The 15,055-nt window shown below is 72.0% G+C and carries 16 protein-coding genes; 8 read left to right on the forward strand and 8 right to left on the reverse strand.

The window, feature by feature from the left end; all coding sequences use genetic code 11:
- The first annotated feature begins 251 nt into the window (after positions 1-251).
- Both LUW87_RS19185 and LUW87_RS08785 read left to right on the forward strand, forming a co-directional pair.
- Positions 252-791 (forward strand): nuclease-related domain-containing protein, encoded by a 540-nt coding sequence (locus tag LUW87_RS19185; protein WP_232670764.1) that lies wholly within the window; start codon positions 252-254, stop codon positions 789-791.
- Between the two features lie 485 nt (positions 792-1,276).
- Positions 1,277-3,247, forward strand: a complete 1,971-nt coding sequence (locus LUW87_RS08785) for a hypothetical protein (protein WP_232670896.1) — start codon at positions 1,277-1,279, stop codon at positions 3,245-3,247.
- 356 nt (positions 3,248-3,603) lie between these two features.
- On the opposite strand, the gene LUW87_RS08790 is transcribed toward LUW87_RS08785, so the two are convergent.
- The 7 genes from LUW87_RS08790 to LUW87_RS08820 form a co-directional block, all read right to left on the reverse strand.
- Positions 3,604-4,416, reverse strand: a complete 813-nt coding sequence (locus LUW87_RS08790; RefSeq protein ID WP_232670765.1) for an NAD(P)-binding domain-containing protein — start codon at positions 4,414-4,416, stop codon at positions 3,604-3,606.
- Positions 4,417-4,525: 109 nt separating this feature from the next.
- The gene (locus tag LUW87_RS08795) at positions 4,526-6,448 is read right to left on the reverse strand and encodes a CocE/NonD family hydrolase (RefSeq protein ID WP_232670766.1); all 1,923 of its coding nucleotides are present in this window, start codon (positions 6,446-6,448) and stop codon (positions 4,526-4,528) included.
- Between the two features lie 27 nt (positions 6,449-6,475).
- Positions 6,476-7,753 carry an LLM class flavin-dependent oxidoreductase gene (locus LUW87_RS08800; RefSeq protein ID WP_232670767.1) on the reverse strand — a complete coding sequence of 426 codons (1,278 nt, stop codon included), beginning with the start codon at positions 7,751-7,753 and terminating at the stop codon, positions 6,476-6,478.
- The gene (locus LUW87_RS08805) at positions 7,753-8,589 is read right to left on the reverse strand and encodes an alpha/beta fold hydrolase (RefSeq protein ID WP_232670768.1); all 837 of its coding nucleotides are present in this window, start codon (positions 8,587-8,589) and stop codon (positions 7,753-7,755) included. Before LUW87_RS08805 ends, LUW87_RS08800 begins: the two co-directional genes overlap by 1 nt.
- The gene (locus tag LUW87_RS08810) at positions 8,589-9,839 is read right to left on the reverse strand and encodes an amidohydrolase family protein (RefSeq protein ID WP_232670769.1); all 1,251 of its coding nucleotides are present in this window, start codon (positions 9,837-9,839) and stop codon (positions 8,589-8,591) included. Before LUW87_RS08810 ends, LUW87_RS08805 begins: the two co-directional genes overlap by 1 nt.
- Entirely contained in the window at positions 9,839-10,555 is a 717-nt protein-coding gene (locus tag LUW87_RS08815) for a class II aldolase/adducin family protein (RefSeq protein ID WP_232670770.1), read from the reverse strand. The genes LUW87_RS08810 and LUW87_RS08815 overlap by 1 nt, the downstream gene beginning before the upstream one ends.
- A gap of 58 nt (positions 10,556-10,613) precedes the next feature.
- Positions 10,614-11,441, reverse strand: a complete 828-nt coding sequence (locus LUW87_RS08820) for a FadR/GntR family transcriptional regulator (RefSeq protein ID WP_232670771.1) — start codon at positions 11,439-11,441, stop codon at positions 10,614-10,616.
- A 201-nt stretch (positions 11,442-11,642) separates the two neighbouring features.
- Here LUW87_RS08820 and LUW87_RS08825 point away from each other — a divergent pair, with 201 nt between their 5' ends.
- From LUW87_RS08825 to LUW87_RS08850, 6 genes are all read left to right on the forward strand, one after another.
- Positions 11,643-11,966 (forward strand): J domain-containing protein, encoded by a 324-nt coding sequence (locus LUW87_RS08825; protein ID WP_232670772.1) that lies wholly within the window; start codon positions 11,643-11,645, stop codon positions 11,964-11,966.
- A gap of 17 nt (positions 11,967-11,983) precedes the next feature.
- Complete coding sequence (locus LUW87_RS08830) at positions 11,984-12,163, forward strand: hypothetical protein (RefSeq protein WP_232670773.1); 180 nt, start codon at positions 11,984-11,986, stop codon at positions 12,161-12,163.
- A 146-nt stretch (positions 12,164-12,309) separates the two neighbouring features.
- Entirely contained in the window at positions 12,310-12,771 is a 462-nt protein-coding gene (locus LUW87_RS08835) for an Asp23/Gls24 family envelope stress response protein (protein WP_232670774.1), read from the forward strand.
- Positions 12,772-12,775: 4 nt separating this feature from the next.
- The gene (locus tag LUW87_RS08840; RefSeq protein WP_232670775.1) at positions 12,776-13,348 is read left to right on the forward strand and encodes an Asp23/Gls24 family envelope stress response protein; all 573 of its coding nucleotides are present in this window, start codon (positions 12,776-12,778) and stop codon (positions 13,346-13,348) included.
- Positions 13,345-13,893, forward strand: coding sequence for a DUF6286 domain-containing protein (locus LUW87_RS08845; protein WP_232670776.1), 549 nt, complete (start codon positions 13,345-13,347; stop codon positions 13,891-13,893). The genes LUW87_RS08840 and LUW87_RS08845 overlap by 4 nt, the downstream gene beginning before the upstream one ends.
- Position 13,894: 1 nt before the next feature.
- Complete coding sequence (locus tag LUW87_RS08850) at positions 13,895-14,467, forward strand: alkaline shock response membrane anchor protein AmaP (RefSeq protein WP_232670777.1); 573 nt, start codon at positions 13,895-13,897, stop codon at positions 14,465-14,467.
- Positions 14,468-14,577: 110 nt separating this feature from the next.
- Here LUW87_RS08850 and LUW87_RS08855 read toward each other — a convergent pair whose 3' ends face one another.
- A complete protein-coding gene (locus LUW87_RS08855) occupies positions 14,578-15,042 on the reverse strand; it encodes an SRPBCC family protein (RefSeq protein WP_232670778.1) in 465 nt (154 codons plus the stop codon).
- Positions 15,043-15,055: the final 13 nt, after the last annotated feature.

The raw sequence follows: 15,055 nt of genomic DNA on the forward strand, positions 1-15,055 counted from the left end.
CCCTTCCAGCAGGCACCACGGCGACGTGGGACCAGGCAACCAAGACGATCACCTGCCTCAGGTGCGCGACGGCCACAGATCCGAGTCCGAGCGGGGCAACGACCGACCTTGCTGATGATGCCCCGGCGGGGGCCGACATCGACCTGGGCCGAGCAGGACGCTCCGCCGAGCAGATCGCCGTCCGGGCCAAGGCACGCCACGAGGCCGACATCCGGGGCCGCTTCCCCCGCATCGGCGGCGCCATCCTCGCGGTGACCAAGGATCCCACGGCCACGCGCACCTACGGCAAGGGAGCCAGCGGTGAACGGCTGGTGGGTAGCCGTCTCGACGCCGTCGCCGATCAGGGCGTCGTCGCTCTCCACGACCGCCGCAAACCCCGGTCCCGAGGCAACATCGACCACATCGCCGTCACACCGACCGGCGTCTACGTCATCGACACCAAGCGCTACTCGGGTCGCCTCGAGCGGCGCGATGTCGGAGGCTGGTTCCGTCGGGACATCCGCCTCTACATCGGGGGAAGGGACCGCACGCCACTCGCGGCCGCCGTCGCCGACCAGGCAGCCGCGGTGCGGTGCGCGCTCGGCACCGAGTTCGACGGTCTCCCGGTGCGACCGGCACTCTGCTTCGTCGACATCGACGCCTCCCTCCTCCTGAAGCCCTTCGAGCTCGACGGCGTTCTCGTCACCTGGCCTCGCGCGCTGCAGAAGACCGTGAGCCGAACCGGACCCATCGCCGCCGAGACCATCGAGGCCGCAGTGCACCATCTCGGCCGCCACTTCCCACCGGCCTGAACGAGACGGCTGGGCCGTCGTCCCTCGCCCGTCGTCCCTCGCCCGTCGTCCCTCGCCCGTCGCTCGTCGCTCCGAGCGACCTCGGCCTCGCCGTCGTCGGCCCGCCGGTCGACTGTCCCATGCCATTCCTAGGCTGACGCTCATCGATCGATCCGATGTGCTCGTCGGGCCCTGCGTGGTCTCGATGGGATGAAATCGGCCGGCGAGAGCCCGATTCGAATTCTCTTTCGGTTCCGGATTGCGTACATGAGTTCGATCCTGTAGAGTGCAGGTTCTTCCCCTTCTCGGCGCTTCTGGCGCCCTCTCAGCCGTCTCGTTCCGTTGGTCGAGGTGCGTGTGATGCCGCGAAGGGCCGAGCAGGTCCAACCAGGTTCGTCGGGCTCCCATCGCCGGTGCCCGCTGGTCGGGCGACCGCCGCGTGCTCCTGGCACGGTGGCGACGGTCTCGCCGGGCGCGTGCCCGCAGCTCGCCAGGCGGCTCCGGCCATGACGATCGCCGACACACCACCGCTCACGTTGGGCGAGATCGTCGAGCACCTCGGGCGCTACGTCGATCGCTTCGAGGTCGGCGAGCTCTCCCCCAGCGACGCCGCCACCGCCGCCAAGCGCTTCGGCAAGGTCAAGCGCATGGCCCAGACCGCCGAGCTCCTCTGCATCAAGCGCGCCGCCGAGACGTCGAAGGTGCGTCGCCGCGACGACGTCGACGGATCCAAGTGGGCCGGCCGGCAGCTGGGCACCAGCCCCGGGCACGCCGCCGAGCTGCTCAACCTCGCCGGCGGTCTCGAGTCGGCCCCGCAGACCCTCGAGGCGCTCAAGGCCGGCGACATCTCCACCGAGCAGGCCGCAGAGGTGGTCCGCACCGAAAAGGTCGCCCCCGGGTCCGAGCGCAACATGCTCGACCAGGCCGAGAACTCCTCGCTCACCGAGCTCAAGCGCCGGGGCCGCAAGGTGCGAGCCGCCGCCATCGGGCCCGAAGAGCAGGCGGCTCGGGTGCACCGCGGGCGCTACCTGCGGGCCTGGGTCGATGACGACGGCGCCGGGCGGGGCTCCTGGAGCCTCGAACTCGCCGAGCACACCCAGTTCATGGCGCTGGTCGAGGCCCACACCGACCTCGTCTTCCAGGAGGCCCGCCGTGAGGGCCGGCGAGAGCCCATGGACGCCTACCGAGCCGACGCCCTGGTCCGCGTCGCCAGAGCTGCCCTCCGCTCCCCCAAACGCCGGGGGCCGAAGTCCTCGTCGAGCGCCCCCGACGACCCCGCGCCCACCGATGCCGGCGTCGGCGCTCCTGCCTCCAGCGGCGCCGACCAACCCGATCAGGCCGAGCCCGGACCCACGTCGGGTCCGACGCCCGACACGCCCTCCGCCGCACCTTCCCCGGCGAATCCCCCACCCGACGAGCCACCATCCGGCCCCTCCCCGGCGGATCCCCCACCCGACGAGCCACCATCCGGACCACCGCCGGCCGGCCCATCACCGCCCGGGCCCACGTCGGGTCCGACGCCCGAAGCCCCACCAGCAGAGGGCCAGACCTCGGTTTCCAGCGATCGTGGTTCCGAGGCACCCGCGCCCGCCGAGGTGCTCGTCCACGTCAGCCACCGGCTCCTGCTCGAGGGACTCGATGACCCGCGGGACGCGGCCACGACGAACGAGCAGCCCTTCGGTGTCGGCTTCGATCGTTGCGCCGACGAAGGCCAGGTCGACAACCAACTCAAGCTCGCCGACCTGGCCGGCCCTGCCCACGCTGCCGACCACTCCGACCCAACTAACGCCGCCGACCGGACCCCCTCCGTCCCTGCAGCCGACAGAGCCGACCCGGCCGACGTGGCCGACGTGGCCAAGCCGGGCGACCTGGCCGAGATCGTGGGGCAGGGCCCGATCCCCGTGGGGGTCGTCCGCCAATGGCTGGGCCAGGGGGCGTTCGTCGCCCTGGTCGTGACCGCCGACGACGACCCCCTCGACGTCCGCTCCGTGCTCCACCTCGGGCGACGCTCACCGCTCGTCCGCCAGCTCTGGTCCCCCGTGCACGGGCCTGCTGGTCGGCCCGCCGGGCCCGATCGCGACACCAGTGCCCACCACATCAAGGTCATCGTGCAGCTCACCGAGCAGGAGCTGCGGCACCCGGCGTCGGCGCCCCTGCAGGCTGCCGTGCGGATGCGAGGCGTCGACGTCGCCGACCTCGTCCACCGTGGCCGGCGACCCAACGCCGTCCAGCGCACCGCCCTGCAGTGGCGTTCGCCGGTGTGCGCCGTGCTCGGCTGCTCCAACCGCATCCGCCTCGAGGCCGACCACGTCGTCGAATGGTGCCTCACCGGCCACACCACCCTCTCCGAGCTCGAGCACCTCTGCCGGCAGCATCACCGCATGAAGACCCATGACGGCTACCGCCTCGCCCCCGGCACGGGCAAGCGGCCTCTCCTCCCACCCACCGACCCCCTGGCAGAAGCGGCCGACCCATGACCCAGGCGGTCCGACGGGCCACGCCACGCGACAGGCGACAGGCGACAGGCGACAGGCGACAGGCGACAGGCGACAGGCGACAGACGATGTGAGACGTCGGCCGGCTGCGCGTTCAGCCCGCTCGCCGCCCCGGGCGGACAGCCGCACAACCGCACAACGGCACGGCAGGACGGCGCTGCGCCAACCCACGAGACACGACGGCAGGACGGCGGTGCGCCAACCCACGAGACGCGACGCCAGCCCGGCCAGCGCCAACCCACGAAACCCGACGCCAGCCCGGCCAGCGCCAACCCACGAAACCCGACGCCCGCCCACACGACGCCAGCCCACACGACGGCGACCGGCGGTGCGGGGGGTCAGGTCGTGGGGCCGGCGAAGAGCCGACGGGCGCCGTCCAGGGCGCGCGTCAGCTCACCATCGCCCTCCACGCTGATGCGGGGCAGCCCGCCCAGCCGGTCCTGTAACAGGCCCACGTCCTTCTCGAGCAGATCGACGACGATCTCGAAGAGGCTCCCCGCCATCCAGCTGCCCCCGGATCCGGAGAGCACCACCTCGTAGACCTTGGCCGCGTCGAGACCGACCTCGTCGGCCAACCGGAGCATCTCGGCCAGCGCCGCGGTGTTGTAGGCGGCGAGGACGTTGTTGACGAGCTTGGCCATGGTGGGCTGTCCGTAGCCATCGAAGCGCACGACCTTCGAGGCGATGGTCGACAGCAGGAAGGCCTCGTCCTCGTCGTCGAGAGGTCCGGCGCCCATCACCGTGAGGTTCCCCGCCAGCGCTCCGAACTCCCCGCCGGAGACAGGCAGCTCGACGAGCCGCAGCTGGTCGGTGGCGAAACGATCGAGCCTCGTGGCCGCCTCGGCCTCGAGGGTGGTGACGACGAAGGCGGTGAGGGGCCGGCTCTCGGCCACCCGCCCCTCAGCCACCCGACCCAGTGCCTCGAGGACCTCCTCGGCCTGCTCGGTGAGCCGGACGACGACGAGCACCCGGGTCACGTCGCGCCAGTCGACGTCGTCGAGCCGTTCCACGGCCTCCAATCCGGTCATGGCCGTCCACACCGTCCGACGGAGCTCGGACAGCTCGACACCGACGACCTCCTGGCCCCGCATCGTGAGCCGTCGCCCGATGGCGAGGCCGATGTTGCCGAGTCCGATCACTGCAACGCTCATGGCGCCCTCTCACTTGTCGTCATGGCCACAGGGCCTCACGGTCTTCACCTGGCCTCCCGGTCTTCACCTGGCCTCGCGGGCGCTACGGGGCCCCATCGGCTGACGGTCTTCACGTGGGCCCACCCACCAGCGGCAGGCGGATGACCGAACCCTGCGCACCGCAGAGCAACGACACGGACCCGTGCTCGTCGCCCGGGGAGGTGCGGGTCACGGTTCGCGGGAACCTCGGGTAGCTGGTGAGCGACACCAGCACGGCGAGGCGGTGACCGGGCCGCAGACGGTGGGTGAGCCACCCGACGGTGAGCTCGGCCGTGGTGCCGTCGGCGCCGGTGCGCCCGGCCCCCTCGCGCAGCAGCATGATCCGTCCGCTCGGCTCCACCTCCGCCAGGCGCACGCACACCTGCAGCCCCGGTTCCGCGCCGGCCAGGGCGAGCCGGGCCCGCACCTGGCCCGAGAGCTCGGCGCCACCGGGATCGGCGCCACCAAAACTGTCACCGAGACCCGCACCGAGACCCGCACCGAGACCCGCACCGAGGTCGGCGCCGACGAACACCGCGACGTCGTCGCGCCCGAGCAGGCATCGTTGGTCGCGCGGCCCGGCGTTGGCCGCCACCTCGAGGCCGGGGAGGAAGGTCTGCCCGCCGAGGGTGGGAACCGGGTGGCGTTCGTCGAAGGCGAGCGCCACCTCGTGGGAGGCATCGGGTGCTTCGGGACCGAACGACCCCTCGCCACCTTCTGGGCCGGCGCCGAGGTACCAGTCGGTGGTCGGCGAGTGGAGGGCCTCTGCATCCACGTCGCGCCACTCGTCGGCACCGGTCACGAACACCTTGGTGAGAGGCGCCTCGGCCCCGGACGCCACGGCACCTCCGGAACCACCGTCGGCCGCGGCGCCCACAGAACCACCGTCGGCCGCGGCGCCCACAGAACCACCGGCGGCCGCGGCGCCCACAGAACCACCGGCGGCCGCGGCGCCCACAGAGCCCCCGGTGGACACAGAGCCCCCCGTGCCCCCGGAACCCCAGGCGGCCGAGGGGGCGCCAGGGCCCTCGGGGACCCCGGCACCGTCGACGCCGACACCGCGCAACCAGCGGTCGAACCACCGCAGCTGCAGGTCGGTGAGCCCGACGGCGTCGCCACTCGCCCCCGGACCGAAGCTGTGCTCGGGGAAGACGCCGGGGTTGGTGCCCCCGTGGGGCCACGGTCCCACGACGAGGCCGACCGGTGGCGCCCCGGCGTCGGCCCGGAAGTGCGCCACGGTGGCCATGAGACCGTCGTTGAAGATGTCGAACCACCCGCCGATGCACAGCGCCGGCGCCGTGAGCCGGCGAGGCCCCACCTCGAGCGGCACCGGTCGTCCGGCAGCGAGGGTGGCGCCGATCGGCGGGAGGGCGGCGGCGAGCACCTCGAGGACCTCGGGATCGGGCTGCCATGCCAGCGCGTCGACGTCGAGTGCCGGGAGCGTGCCCAGCGCCGAGCCCGACTCGGCTCGCAGCTGCAGACCGGGGAGCAGGTGGCGGACGGCCCACAACAGCAGGAACCCCTGCTCGACCACCCCCTCCGATGCCAGCCACCCGCGCTCGAGCTCGTCGCCCGACAACATCGGGGCGATCGCCTTCAGCCCTGGGACATCCCGACGGGCGGTGAGCCACTGGCCCATACCGGAGTAGGACCGGCCGAACAGCCCCACCGTGCCGTCGGACCACGGCTGTTCGGTGATCCAGCCGATGGTGGCGGCGGTGTCGTCGGCTTCGTCGACGAAGGGACGGAAGTGCCCCTCGGACTTCCCCCGCCCCCGGCAGTCCTGCACCACCACCGCGTAGCCGTGGCCCACCGCTCGGGCCACGTCGAGGGCGCCGTTGACGATGCCCCAGGCGTCCTTGCCGTAGGCCACCCGCTGCAACAGGCACGGCCGCGGGCCGTCGGCGTCGAGCCGGTACACGTCGGTGGCGAGGACGGTCCCGTCGGCGGCGGGGACGGCGAGGTCGGCATCGAGGATGCGACGCGTGGCGGTGAGCGACGTGATGCGTGACATGGGGAAGGGGCGTAGGGGCCGGTTCGGCTACCGCGGCGCCGGTTCGTCCCCTGCGGCGGCCGGCCCGAGCGGGGCCCCGTCCTCTCGGTCGGCCGAGAGGCCAGAGACACCGGCAGGACCGGCGGCGGCCGAAGGACCAGCCGACCCGTACACCTCACGGCGGAAGCGGGGCATCACCTCGCGGCTGTAGAGCTCCATGGTGCGGGTGGCCAGCTCGAGGCCCATGGTGCCGCCCTGCACCATCATCAAGAAGTTCCCGAACCCGCCGACCTTTTCGTAGAAGCGGCGCATCTGGTGAAAGACGGTGTCGGGGCTGCCGGCGAAGAAGTAGCCGTCCTCGGTGAGCTCCTCCACCGGCGCATGGGCCAGGTGGGCGATGGGCGACGTGACCTCCTCGCCCTTCAGCTGGGACTGCAACATGGCGGCCCGGACCTTCGGCTCGATGTAGCCGGGGACGTCCATGAACTGCGGCGCCACCTTGTTGTGCTGGATGTACCACTGCAGCTTGCGGGCGATGGCGTAGCCCTCCTCGTCGGTCTCCCCGACGGCCACGAGGCCCAGGTAGGCGAACTTCTCGAGGGGCGGATCGTCGGTCCCGCACTCCGCGGCCCGGGTCCGGTAGGCGTCGAAGATCGACCGGCACCCGGCCACCCCGTTGAGGATGGTGGCGACGGTGAACCCCCGCTCGGCCGTCTCGACGGCGGTGGAGGTGCTCTGGGTGGGGATCCAGACGGGCGGGTGGGGGTCCTGGTACACGCGGGGCCACACGTTCACCTGGCGGTGGTGGAAGTGCTCGCCTTCCCAGTTGATCGGCCCGTCGTGGGCCTGCCAGGCCTCGAGGATGAGGTCGATGGCCTCGCGGAAGCGGGGCTTCTGGTCGACCGGGCTGACGTTGCCGGCGGAGAGCTCCTGGGGCACGCCGCGCACGAAGCCGACCTCGAGGCGGCCCTGGGAGATGACGTCGATCATGGCCATCTCCTCGGCCACCCGCACCGGGTCGCTCCGGTTGGCCACCGGGTTGCCGAGGGCGAGCAGCCGGGCTCGTGTGGTCTCGCGGGCGAGGATGGCCAGCGACAACGGCACGGCGGGCTCCACGCAGGTGGCGGTGGCGTGGTGCTCGTTGCACATGATGTCGAGGCCCAGCTCGTCGGCGGCGGCGTACATGTCGTAGTACGCCTGGTAGAGCTGGTGGCCGACCTCGGGGTCGTAGTGGCGGCTCGGGAAGCTCACCCGCACCGAGTCGAACGTGTCCTCGGGCGGGATGTGGGGGTAAGGCATCTCGGTGAACACCCACGAGCGGAACATCAGCTCTCCTCCTGACCCGCCAGAGCGGGGGCGGGAACGTCGTCGACGGTCCGCAGGAAGTCCGTCACCAACGCCGCCAGCTCACCGGGGACCTCCTCTTCGATCCGGTGGCCGACGCCGGGCAGGGTGACGGCGCGAGCGGCATCGCCGATGGCGCCGGCCCACCGCTCTGCGATGTCCCCCTCCAGCAGGAACCGGTCGGCGTCGCCGGCCACCACCAGGGTGGGCGCCGCGATCCGGCGCAGCCGGTGGCGCAGCTTCGGCTCGTGGAAGTACGGCTCCCACGCGTAGCGGGCCACCGCTTCTTGGGCCTCCGCCAACATCAACAGCTCGTCGAAGCCGACCTCGGCGAGGTCGGGCACGTCGGCCGGATCGGCGTACTGCAGCGCTCGGACGTCCGCCGCACCGGTGGCGTAGATGTCGACGAAGGCGCGGTCCTGCCGCCCGCCGAACTTGACGCCCACGGGAGCGCACAGCACCTGGGCGCTGAGCTGTCGGGGCTGCCACACCGCCATCTCGGCCGCCACCCACGCCCCCATGGAGAGGCCCACCACCGGCACCGGCCCGGTGCCCAGGGCGGCGACCAGCTCCAGGCAGGCGAACGCCAGGTCCTGGGGGCGGGTGACGTGCTCGGGACGGTCGGAGCCGGGCCAGCCCGGCAGGGCAGGGGCGATGACCTCGTGGCTGGAGGACAGCGCCTGGATGAACGGGCCCGTGAAGAGCAGGCCGTCCTCGCCGTGCAGCACCAGCAGCGGGGGGCCCTCACCGCGGCGGTGCACCAGCACGTCGGCGCCGTCGACGGTGACGTGCTCGGAGCGCGTGTCGCCAGCGCCCATCAGAAGGCCTCGGGATCGGCCTGGACCGCGGCCGGCACCGGATGGCGGTAGAGCTCGGACGCGTTCTTCCAGGTCACCTTCTGCGCCTCGTCGTCGGTGAGGGTCGCCAGCTGGTGGCGCATCACCTCCTGGGTGTCGGGCCAGGTGGAGTCGCAGTGCGGGTAGTCCTGCTCCACCAGGATGCGGTCGACGCCGATGCGCTCGCGCAGCGGGAAGGTGCTCGGGTCCTCGAGGGAGCAGAACCAGAAGTTGCGGTGCAACACCTCGGCGGGGCTGAGCTCGATGCCGTCCCACGTGCCGTACATCTCGCTGTAGCGCGACATGTGGTCGAGCCGGTCGAGCAGGGCCGGCACCCAGCCGATGCCGCCCTCGGAGAACGCCAGCTTGATGTCCGGGAAGCGCACCGGGATCTTGGAGAAGAGCCAGTCGACGGTGGCGAACATCGAGTAGCCGAAGAACAGCACGCCGGTGACGTCGGGCGGTGCGTCGGGAGACGCGCTCGGCGCCGTGCCCGACGACCCGATGTGGAGGTTGACCACGGTGCCGGTCTCCTCGCAGGCCTGCAGCAGCGGGTCCCAGTGGCCGGTGTGGATCGACGGCAGCCCCAGGGCGTGGGGGTTCTCGGAGAACGTCACGGCCTTGAAGCCCCGCTCGGCGTTCTCGCGGATCATCTGGGCGCCGAGCTCCGGGTCGAGCAGGTACGGCAGCTGGCAGGGGATGAAGCGGTCGGGGTGCGCCCCGCACCACGCCTCGAGGTGCCAGTCGTTCCAGGCCCGGGTGGCGGCGAGGGCCAGCTCGGGGTCCTGGGTGGACAGCTGGAGCCGTTGGCCGGCGAAGCCCGGCAGGAACGACGGGAAGCACAGCGAGGCGTAGACGCCGTTGATGTCCATGTCGGCCACCCGGGCGTCGACGTCCCAGGCGCCGCGGCGCATGTGCTCGAACTTGGTCGGCTCGAAGCTGTACTCGAGCACGGGCCGGCCCACCACCGCGTTGAACCCCACGTTGGGGAACCCCTGGCCGTCGTACACCCACACGTGGGCGCCGTCGCGCTCGACGATGTGGGGCGCTCGGTCGCCGAAGGCGGCGGGCATGCGGCCCTCGAAGGTGTCGGGCGGCTCGACGAGGTGGTCGTCGACGGAGATGAGCGGGTAGTGCCGCGGGCGACGCTCCGGCTCGGGCAGGAAGGTGACCTTGCCGCGCTCGGCGACGGTGAAGCCCAGGTCCTGCTCGAGGTCGTCGAGGGAAGGCATCAGCGGTCCTCTCCGTCGAGGTGGTCGAAGAGGTCGGGATCGGATCGGCGCAGCCGCCGGAAGTTGGCGGCCCACGTCGCGGGCCGGAAGTGCTCGTCGTAGTCGCGCTGGGTCTGCTCGACCTCGGCCAGGGGCATCTCTCGGCCGCCGAGGCGCACCGCGTCGTTGTGGTACCTCGCCGCCTTCTCGAGCGAGATGGCGTCGACGGCGGCATGCTCCAGGGTGGGTCCGGTGATCACCGCGCCGTGGTTCTGCATGATCACCACGCTCTTGTCGTCGCCGAGGGCGGCGGCGAGGGGCTTGCCGTCCGCCGAGGGACGCGACCCGTCGTCGCAGAAGAGCGCCTGGCGGCCGTGGAACAGCGCAGCCACGACGTTGTACATCCCGAGCTCGGTGCCGAGGGTCGAGAACAGCGACACCTCGTAGGAGTGGGTGTGGATGATCGAACCGACGTCGGGTCGCTCGCGGTAGATGGCGGCATGGAACTGGATGGCCGGCGACGGAGCCCAATCGCCCTCGAGCACCTCCAGGTCGAAGGTGACCCGCAGGAGCCGGTCGGGCGTGGTCTCGTCGAAGTACTCGAAGGGCGTCACCCAGAAGGCGTCCTCGCCCGGCGACCGCACGCTCACATGCCCGGCGATGCCGCTGTCACAGCCCTCTCGTTGCAGGATGCGCCGCGCCGCGGCGATCTTGAAGCGGGTGTCGTCGATGTCCACCTGGTCCCTCCCCTCCCCGGCGACGGAACACGCCGAGGACGACCATCTGGCAAACAGTTTAGACGATTCGACGCGGAGCCGCCGACCGATCGTCGCCGGGCTCGACCTCGTGACGCAGGAAGGCGGCTCGCACCGGTTGCTCGGGGCGGGAGAAGTCGTCGTAGAACTGCTGGGGATCGAAGTGCGACGACGCCAACCGGGTGACCGCGTCGACCTCGCCCGCTTCGATCAGGTCGGCCATGAGCTCGTGCTCCTCGAGCCCCTTGCGCCGATAGTCGGCGTCGGGGAAGTCACCGCGCTCGCTGACCCGCTGCGCCCAGGTGCGCACATGGGCCAACCAGAGCGATTCGATGGCGCCGGCCACGACCTGCATGGTGGGGCTGCCGCAGAGACCGACGATGCTCTCGTGGAACTCGGCCATCTCCTCGACGTAGGCGAGCTCGTCGTGGAGCAGGTCGCGAGCAGCCGCGTTGTGACGACGCAGCACCGGCACCACTGCCTCGTTGCGATCGGGTCGAGCCGCGCACATCCCCGCGCAGGCGGACTCGAGCTGGCGGAGCGTCTGACCCACGTCGTCGATGGCCACCTTCTTGGCCTGCAGGGCCAGGCCGAGGTTGTAGGCGGCGTCGCGAGCCTCGGGGACGTGGACGACAGCCCCGCCGATCTTGCCCCGGCGGACGGTCAGCAGCCCCTCGGTCTCGAGGATCCGCAAGGCCTCGCGCAACGAAGGCTTGCTGACCTTGAACTCGACGAGGAGCTTCTCCTGGCTCGGGAGCAGGCCGCCGTCGGGGATGTCGCCGTCGAGGATCCGCTCCCTCAGCCGGCCGGCGACGAGCTCGGCGACGCGTGGGTGACGCAGTTGTGTGGGAGCCGGCTCATCGCTCACCTCGGGAACTCCGATCTGACGACCTGCCCTTCACGGTAGCCATCGGGCCCGGCCGGCCGATGGGCCCGATGACGCGATCCCCATCCTGGGGTCACGTCGCACCGGGACCGATCCCGAGCTCGACCGCTCCAACCCTGGCGGGCGCATACCCCCGGGCCGCAATGGATACAAGAGGGACGTGCGAGCAACGGTCCCCGCGTGATGAGCGCCGAGCGAGCCCGGTCCATCCTGGCTGTGGCTCCCGACGCCGGCCCCGACGAGATCGAGGCCGCCTTCCGGCGGGCCATCCGCACCGCTCACCCCGACCACGGCGGCGATGTCCACCGCTCCCAGGACCTGCTCGACGCCCGCCGCTGCCTTCGCCACCACGGCGCCCACCGGCCCCGTTCGGGTCCGGGCCCGGGTCCCGCCGTCGCCTACCAACGCATCGTCATCGTGCCCGCCGCCCGGTGGCGCGATCTGCTCGCCGCCCTCATCGAGCGCGTCCGGCACGGCCCTGCCCGCCCACCACCGCGAGTCCGTTGAGCCCGAAAGGCCACCTCATGAACAACATCCGCTTCTGGATCCTCGTCGGTCTCGTCGTCGGCGCCGTCTGGGCGTTCACCGACGTGGGCGGCGCGCTGTTGACCCTCGGCCTGGGCGCTGTCGGCTTCCTGGTCGGTTACGTCATCGAACAGGGCATCGACCTGCGCGAGGTGCTCAAACAGGACCGCGACAACTGACCGCCAACCGCCGGGCCCGGCCCTGACCGCCACCGGCCCTGGCCCTGGCCCTGGCCCTGGCCCTGGCCCTGGCCCTGGTCGCCACCGGCCCTGACCGCCGCCGGGCCGGCCCCGAATCCCCGATCGCCAACCCAGAGGAGCAACTCATGAGTGACACCGCTACCCAGAACCAGCCCGCCTCCAAGCCAGGCAACTCCGGCAACTCGGGCTCCCTCGCCCGACTCGAGACCGACAAGGGCACCACCTCCATCTCCGAGGACGTGGTGGGCAAGATCGCCTCCATCGCCGCCCGCGAGGTCGAGGGGGTCGACTCCCTCGGTGGCGCCCTGTCCGGCGCCCTCGGCAGCGTCGTGGGCCGCATCCGCGGCGACGAGCACAAGCAGTCCGGCGTGGGCGTCGAGGTCGGCACCCGTCAGGCCGCCGTCGACATCTCCATGACGGTCAAGTACCCGGCGTCGATCATGGACGTCACCGGTGCCGTACGCCAGAACGTCATCGACCGCATCGAGGGCATGACCGGCCTCGAGGTCGTCGAGGTCAACATCGCCGTCAACGACCTCGCCTTCTCCGGTGGCGACCAGGACCAGAACAGCGGCCGGGTCGAGTAGACCGATGAGCCCCGACGCCGGTTCACCGGCGCCATCGACGCTCGAGCTGGCCCGGGTGGTCGCCGACGCATCCCGGTCCCACGACGACGTGGTCGACCTGGATGCCGGCCCGGCCGGCGAGTTCGCCACCTACGGGCTGGGCGAACGCATCACCGGGGTGCGGGTGGACACCACCCACACCGACCACCCGGCGGTGCAGGTGCGCCTCGTCGTGCGCTTCGGTCGCCCGGTCACCGCCATCGGTGCCGAGGTGCACGCTCGCGTCGTGTCGGCGCTGCGTGACCGCGGCGGGGTCGACGACCCGGCCGTCCACGTCCACGTCGCCGACCTCGTCGAGGGGGATCGCACCGACGACGACACCCAGACCCTCGGAAGCGCCGCCGCCGACGACGACACCCAGACCCTCGGAAGCGCCGCCGCCGACGACGACACCCAGACCCTCGGAAGCGCCGCCGCCGACGACGACACCCACACCGGCGAGGAGACCGACGACGTCGCCAGCCCCCGGGGGGAGGCGTCGTTCGCGACGCCCGCGACCGACGAGCCCTCCGAGCCCCGCGTCCCGGAGACCCGATGACCCTCCTGCGTCGCTTCCTGGCCCTGCTGGTCGCCCTCGCCCTCGTGACGGCGGCGATCCTCGTGGGCATCGAGGCGGTGGGCATCCGCGCCGACAGGAACCCCGTGCTCCTCCCCATCGACGACTGGGGGGAGAACCTGGCCAGCGGCGACTGGGGCCGCTGGAGCGCCGACGCCTGGGCGATCGCCGCCGGGGCGACCCTCGCCCTCGGGCTGGTGCTCGTGGTGGTGCAGCTCATCCCCCAGCGGGTGCCCACCGTCGAGCGCCGCCACGCCGACGGCGAACGGGTGATCCGCTACGGCCGCAAGGGCATGGAGGCTCGGTTGCGCGACCTCACGATCGACCAGGACGGCGTGCTCGGCGGGAAGGTCACCACCTCCAAGCGCACGGCCAGGGTGACCGCCCTGGTGCCCCGCGGCGCCGACGGGCCCACCACCGAACGCACGGTGCGCACCGCGGTGGGCCAGGAGCTCGACAAGCTCCAACTGGCCAAGCGACCGAAGGTGCGCGTCGACGCCACCGAGACCGCCGATCGGGTGCTGTGACGTGATCGACGGCACCAACCGTGTCCTGCTGCTGCTGTTCGGCCTGGTGCTGGCCGCCGCCGGCGGCCTCGGCCTCGCTCTCAACCAAGGGCTGCTCGACGACGTCGACCAGCCCCGCTCGATCTACGCCGACGTCCGCGACGAGCTCGTCGCCGACCCCGACCTGTGGTTCGCGGTGATCCTCGGCGCCAGCGTGGTGGTGATGGTGCTCGCCCTGGTGTGGGCGTCACGCCAGTTCACCAGCCGCCCCGGCCCGCCGCACCTGTCGACGGTCGTGCTGCACGCCGATCGTCGCGGGCGCACCACCCTCGAGCCGGCGGGCCTGGCCCAGGCCATCGCCGGTGACATCGGCACGGTCGACGGGGTCCGCAAGGCCCGAGTGCGGATCGTCGCCATGGGCCGCGAGCCGTCGATGCACGTGCGCCTCGACGTCCACCGCGCCGTCGATCCCGACGCCCTGCTCCGACGTCTGGAGCCAGCGCTGGATCGAGCGGCCGAGAGCCTGGGGGTGGACGCGGTCGAAGCCCGGGTGCGGATCGACTTCGCCGGCCGCGACACGGCCCGGGTGGTCTGACACACCGAGACGCGGCCGCCGCCCGCCTCTACGCCGCCGCCGTCCGCCACGCGCCGAACCTCGCCGAGCGCGACCCCCAGACCCGCCGGGCGGTCCGACTCGACGAGTCTCTACGCCTCCAGGGGAGAGGTGGCTGACCGCTCGTCGACGCGCGGCGCGTCCTCTGCCGCCTGCTTGAACCCGAGGTTCTCCTTGGCGATGGCCTTGGCGATGGGCCGCCGGACGAGGCGACCGATCAGCCCGGCACCCCGGCCGGTGACCTCCACCTCCAGGGTGTTGCGGCAACCGCCTTGCGGGGTGGGCTCCAGCAGGTGGCGGGCCGTCATGGTCGCTCCGGCCACCGTCGTCGCCCATTCGAAGCAGCGTTCGGGATCCAGACGGGTGACGGTCCACACCCGAACCGGTTGGGCCGGCTGGCGGATCCGCGCCGTGGACCCGACCGCCAACGAGCCGGGCTCGCCGCGCTCCACCGACCGCATGGTGTCGGGGCTCAGCTCGGGCCAGCGTGCGACGTCGGCGGTGAGCGCCCACACGGTCGCCGGCGGGGCGCTGATCTCGATCTCGTTCCTGATCATGCGGTAGTTGTAC

The organism is Rhabdothermincola salaria (assembly GCF_021246445.1).
In the GTDB taxonomy this organism is placed as follows: Bacteria; Actinomycetota; Acidimicrobiia; order Acidimicrobiales; family Acidimicrobilacustridaceae; genus Rhabdothermincola_A; species Rhabdothermincola_A salaria.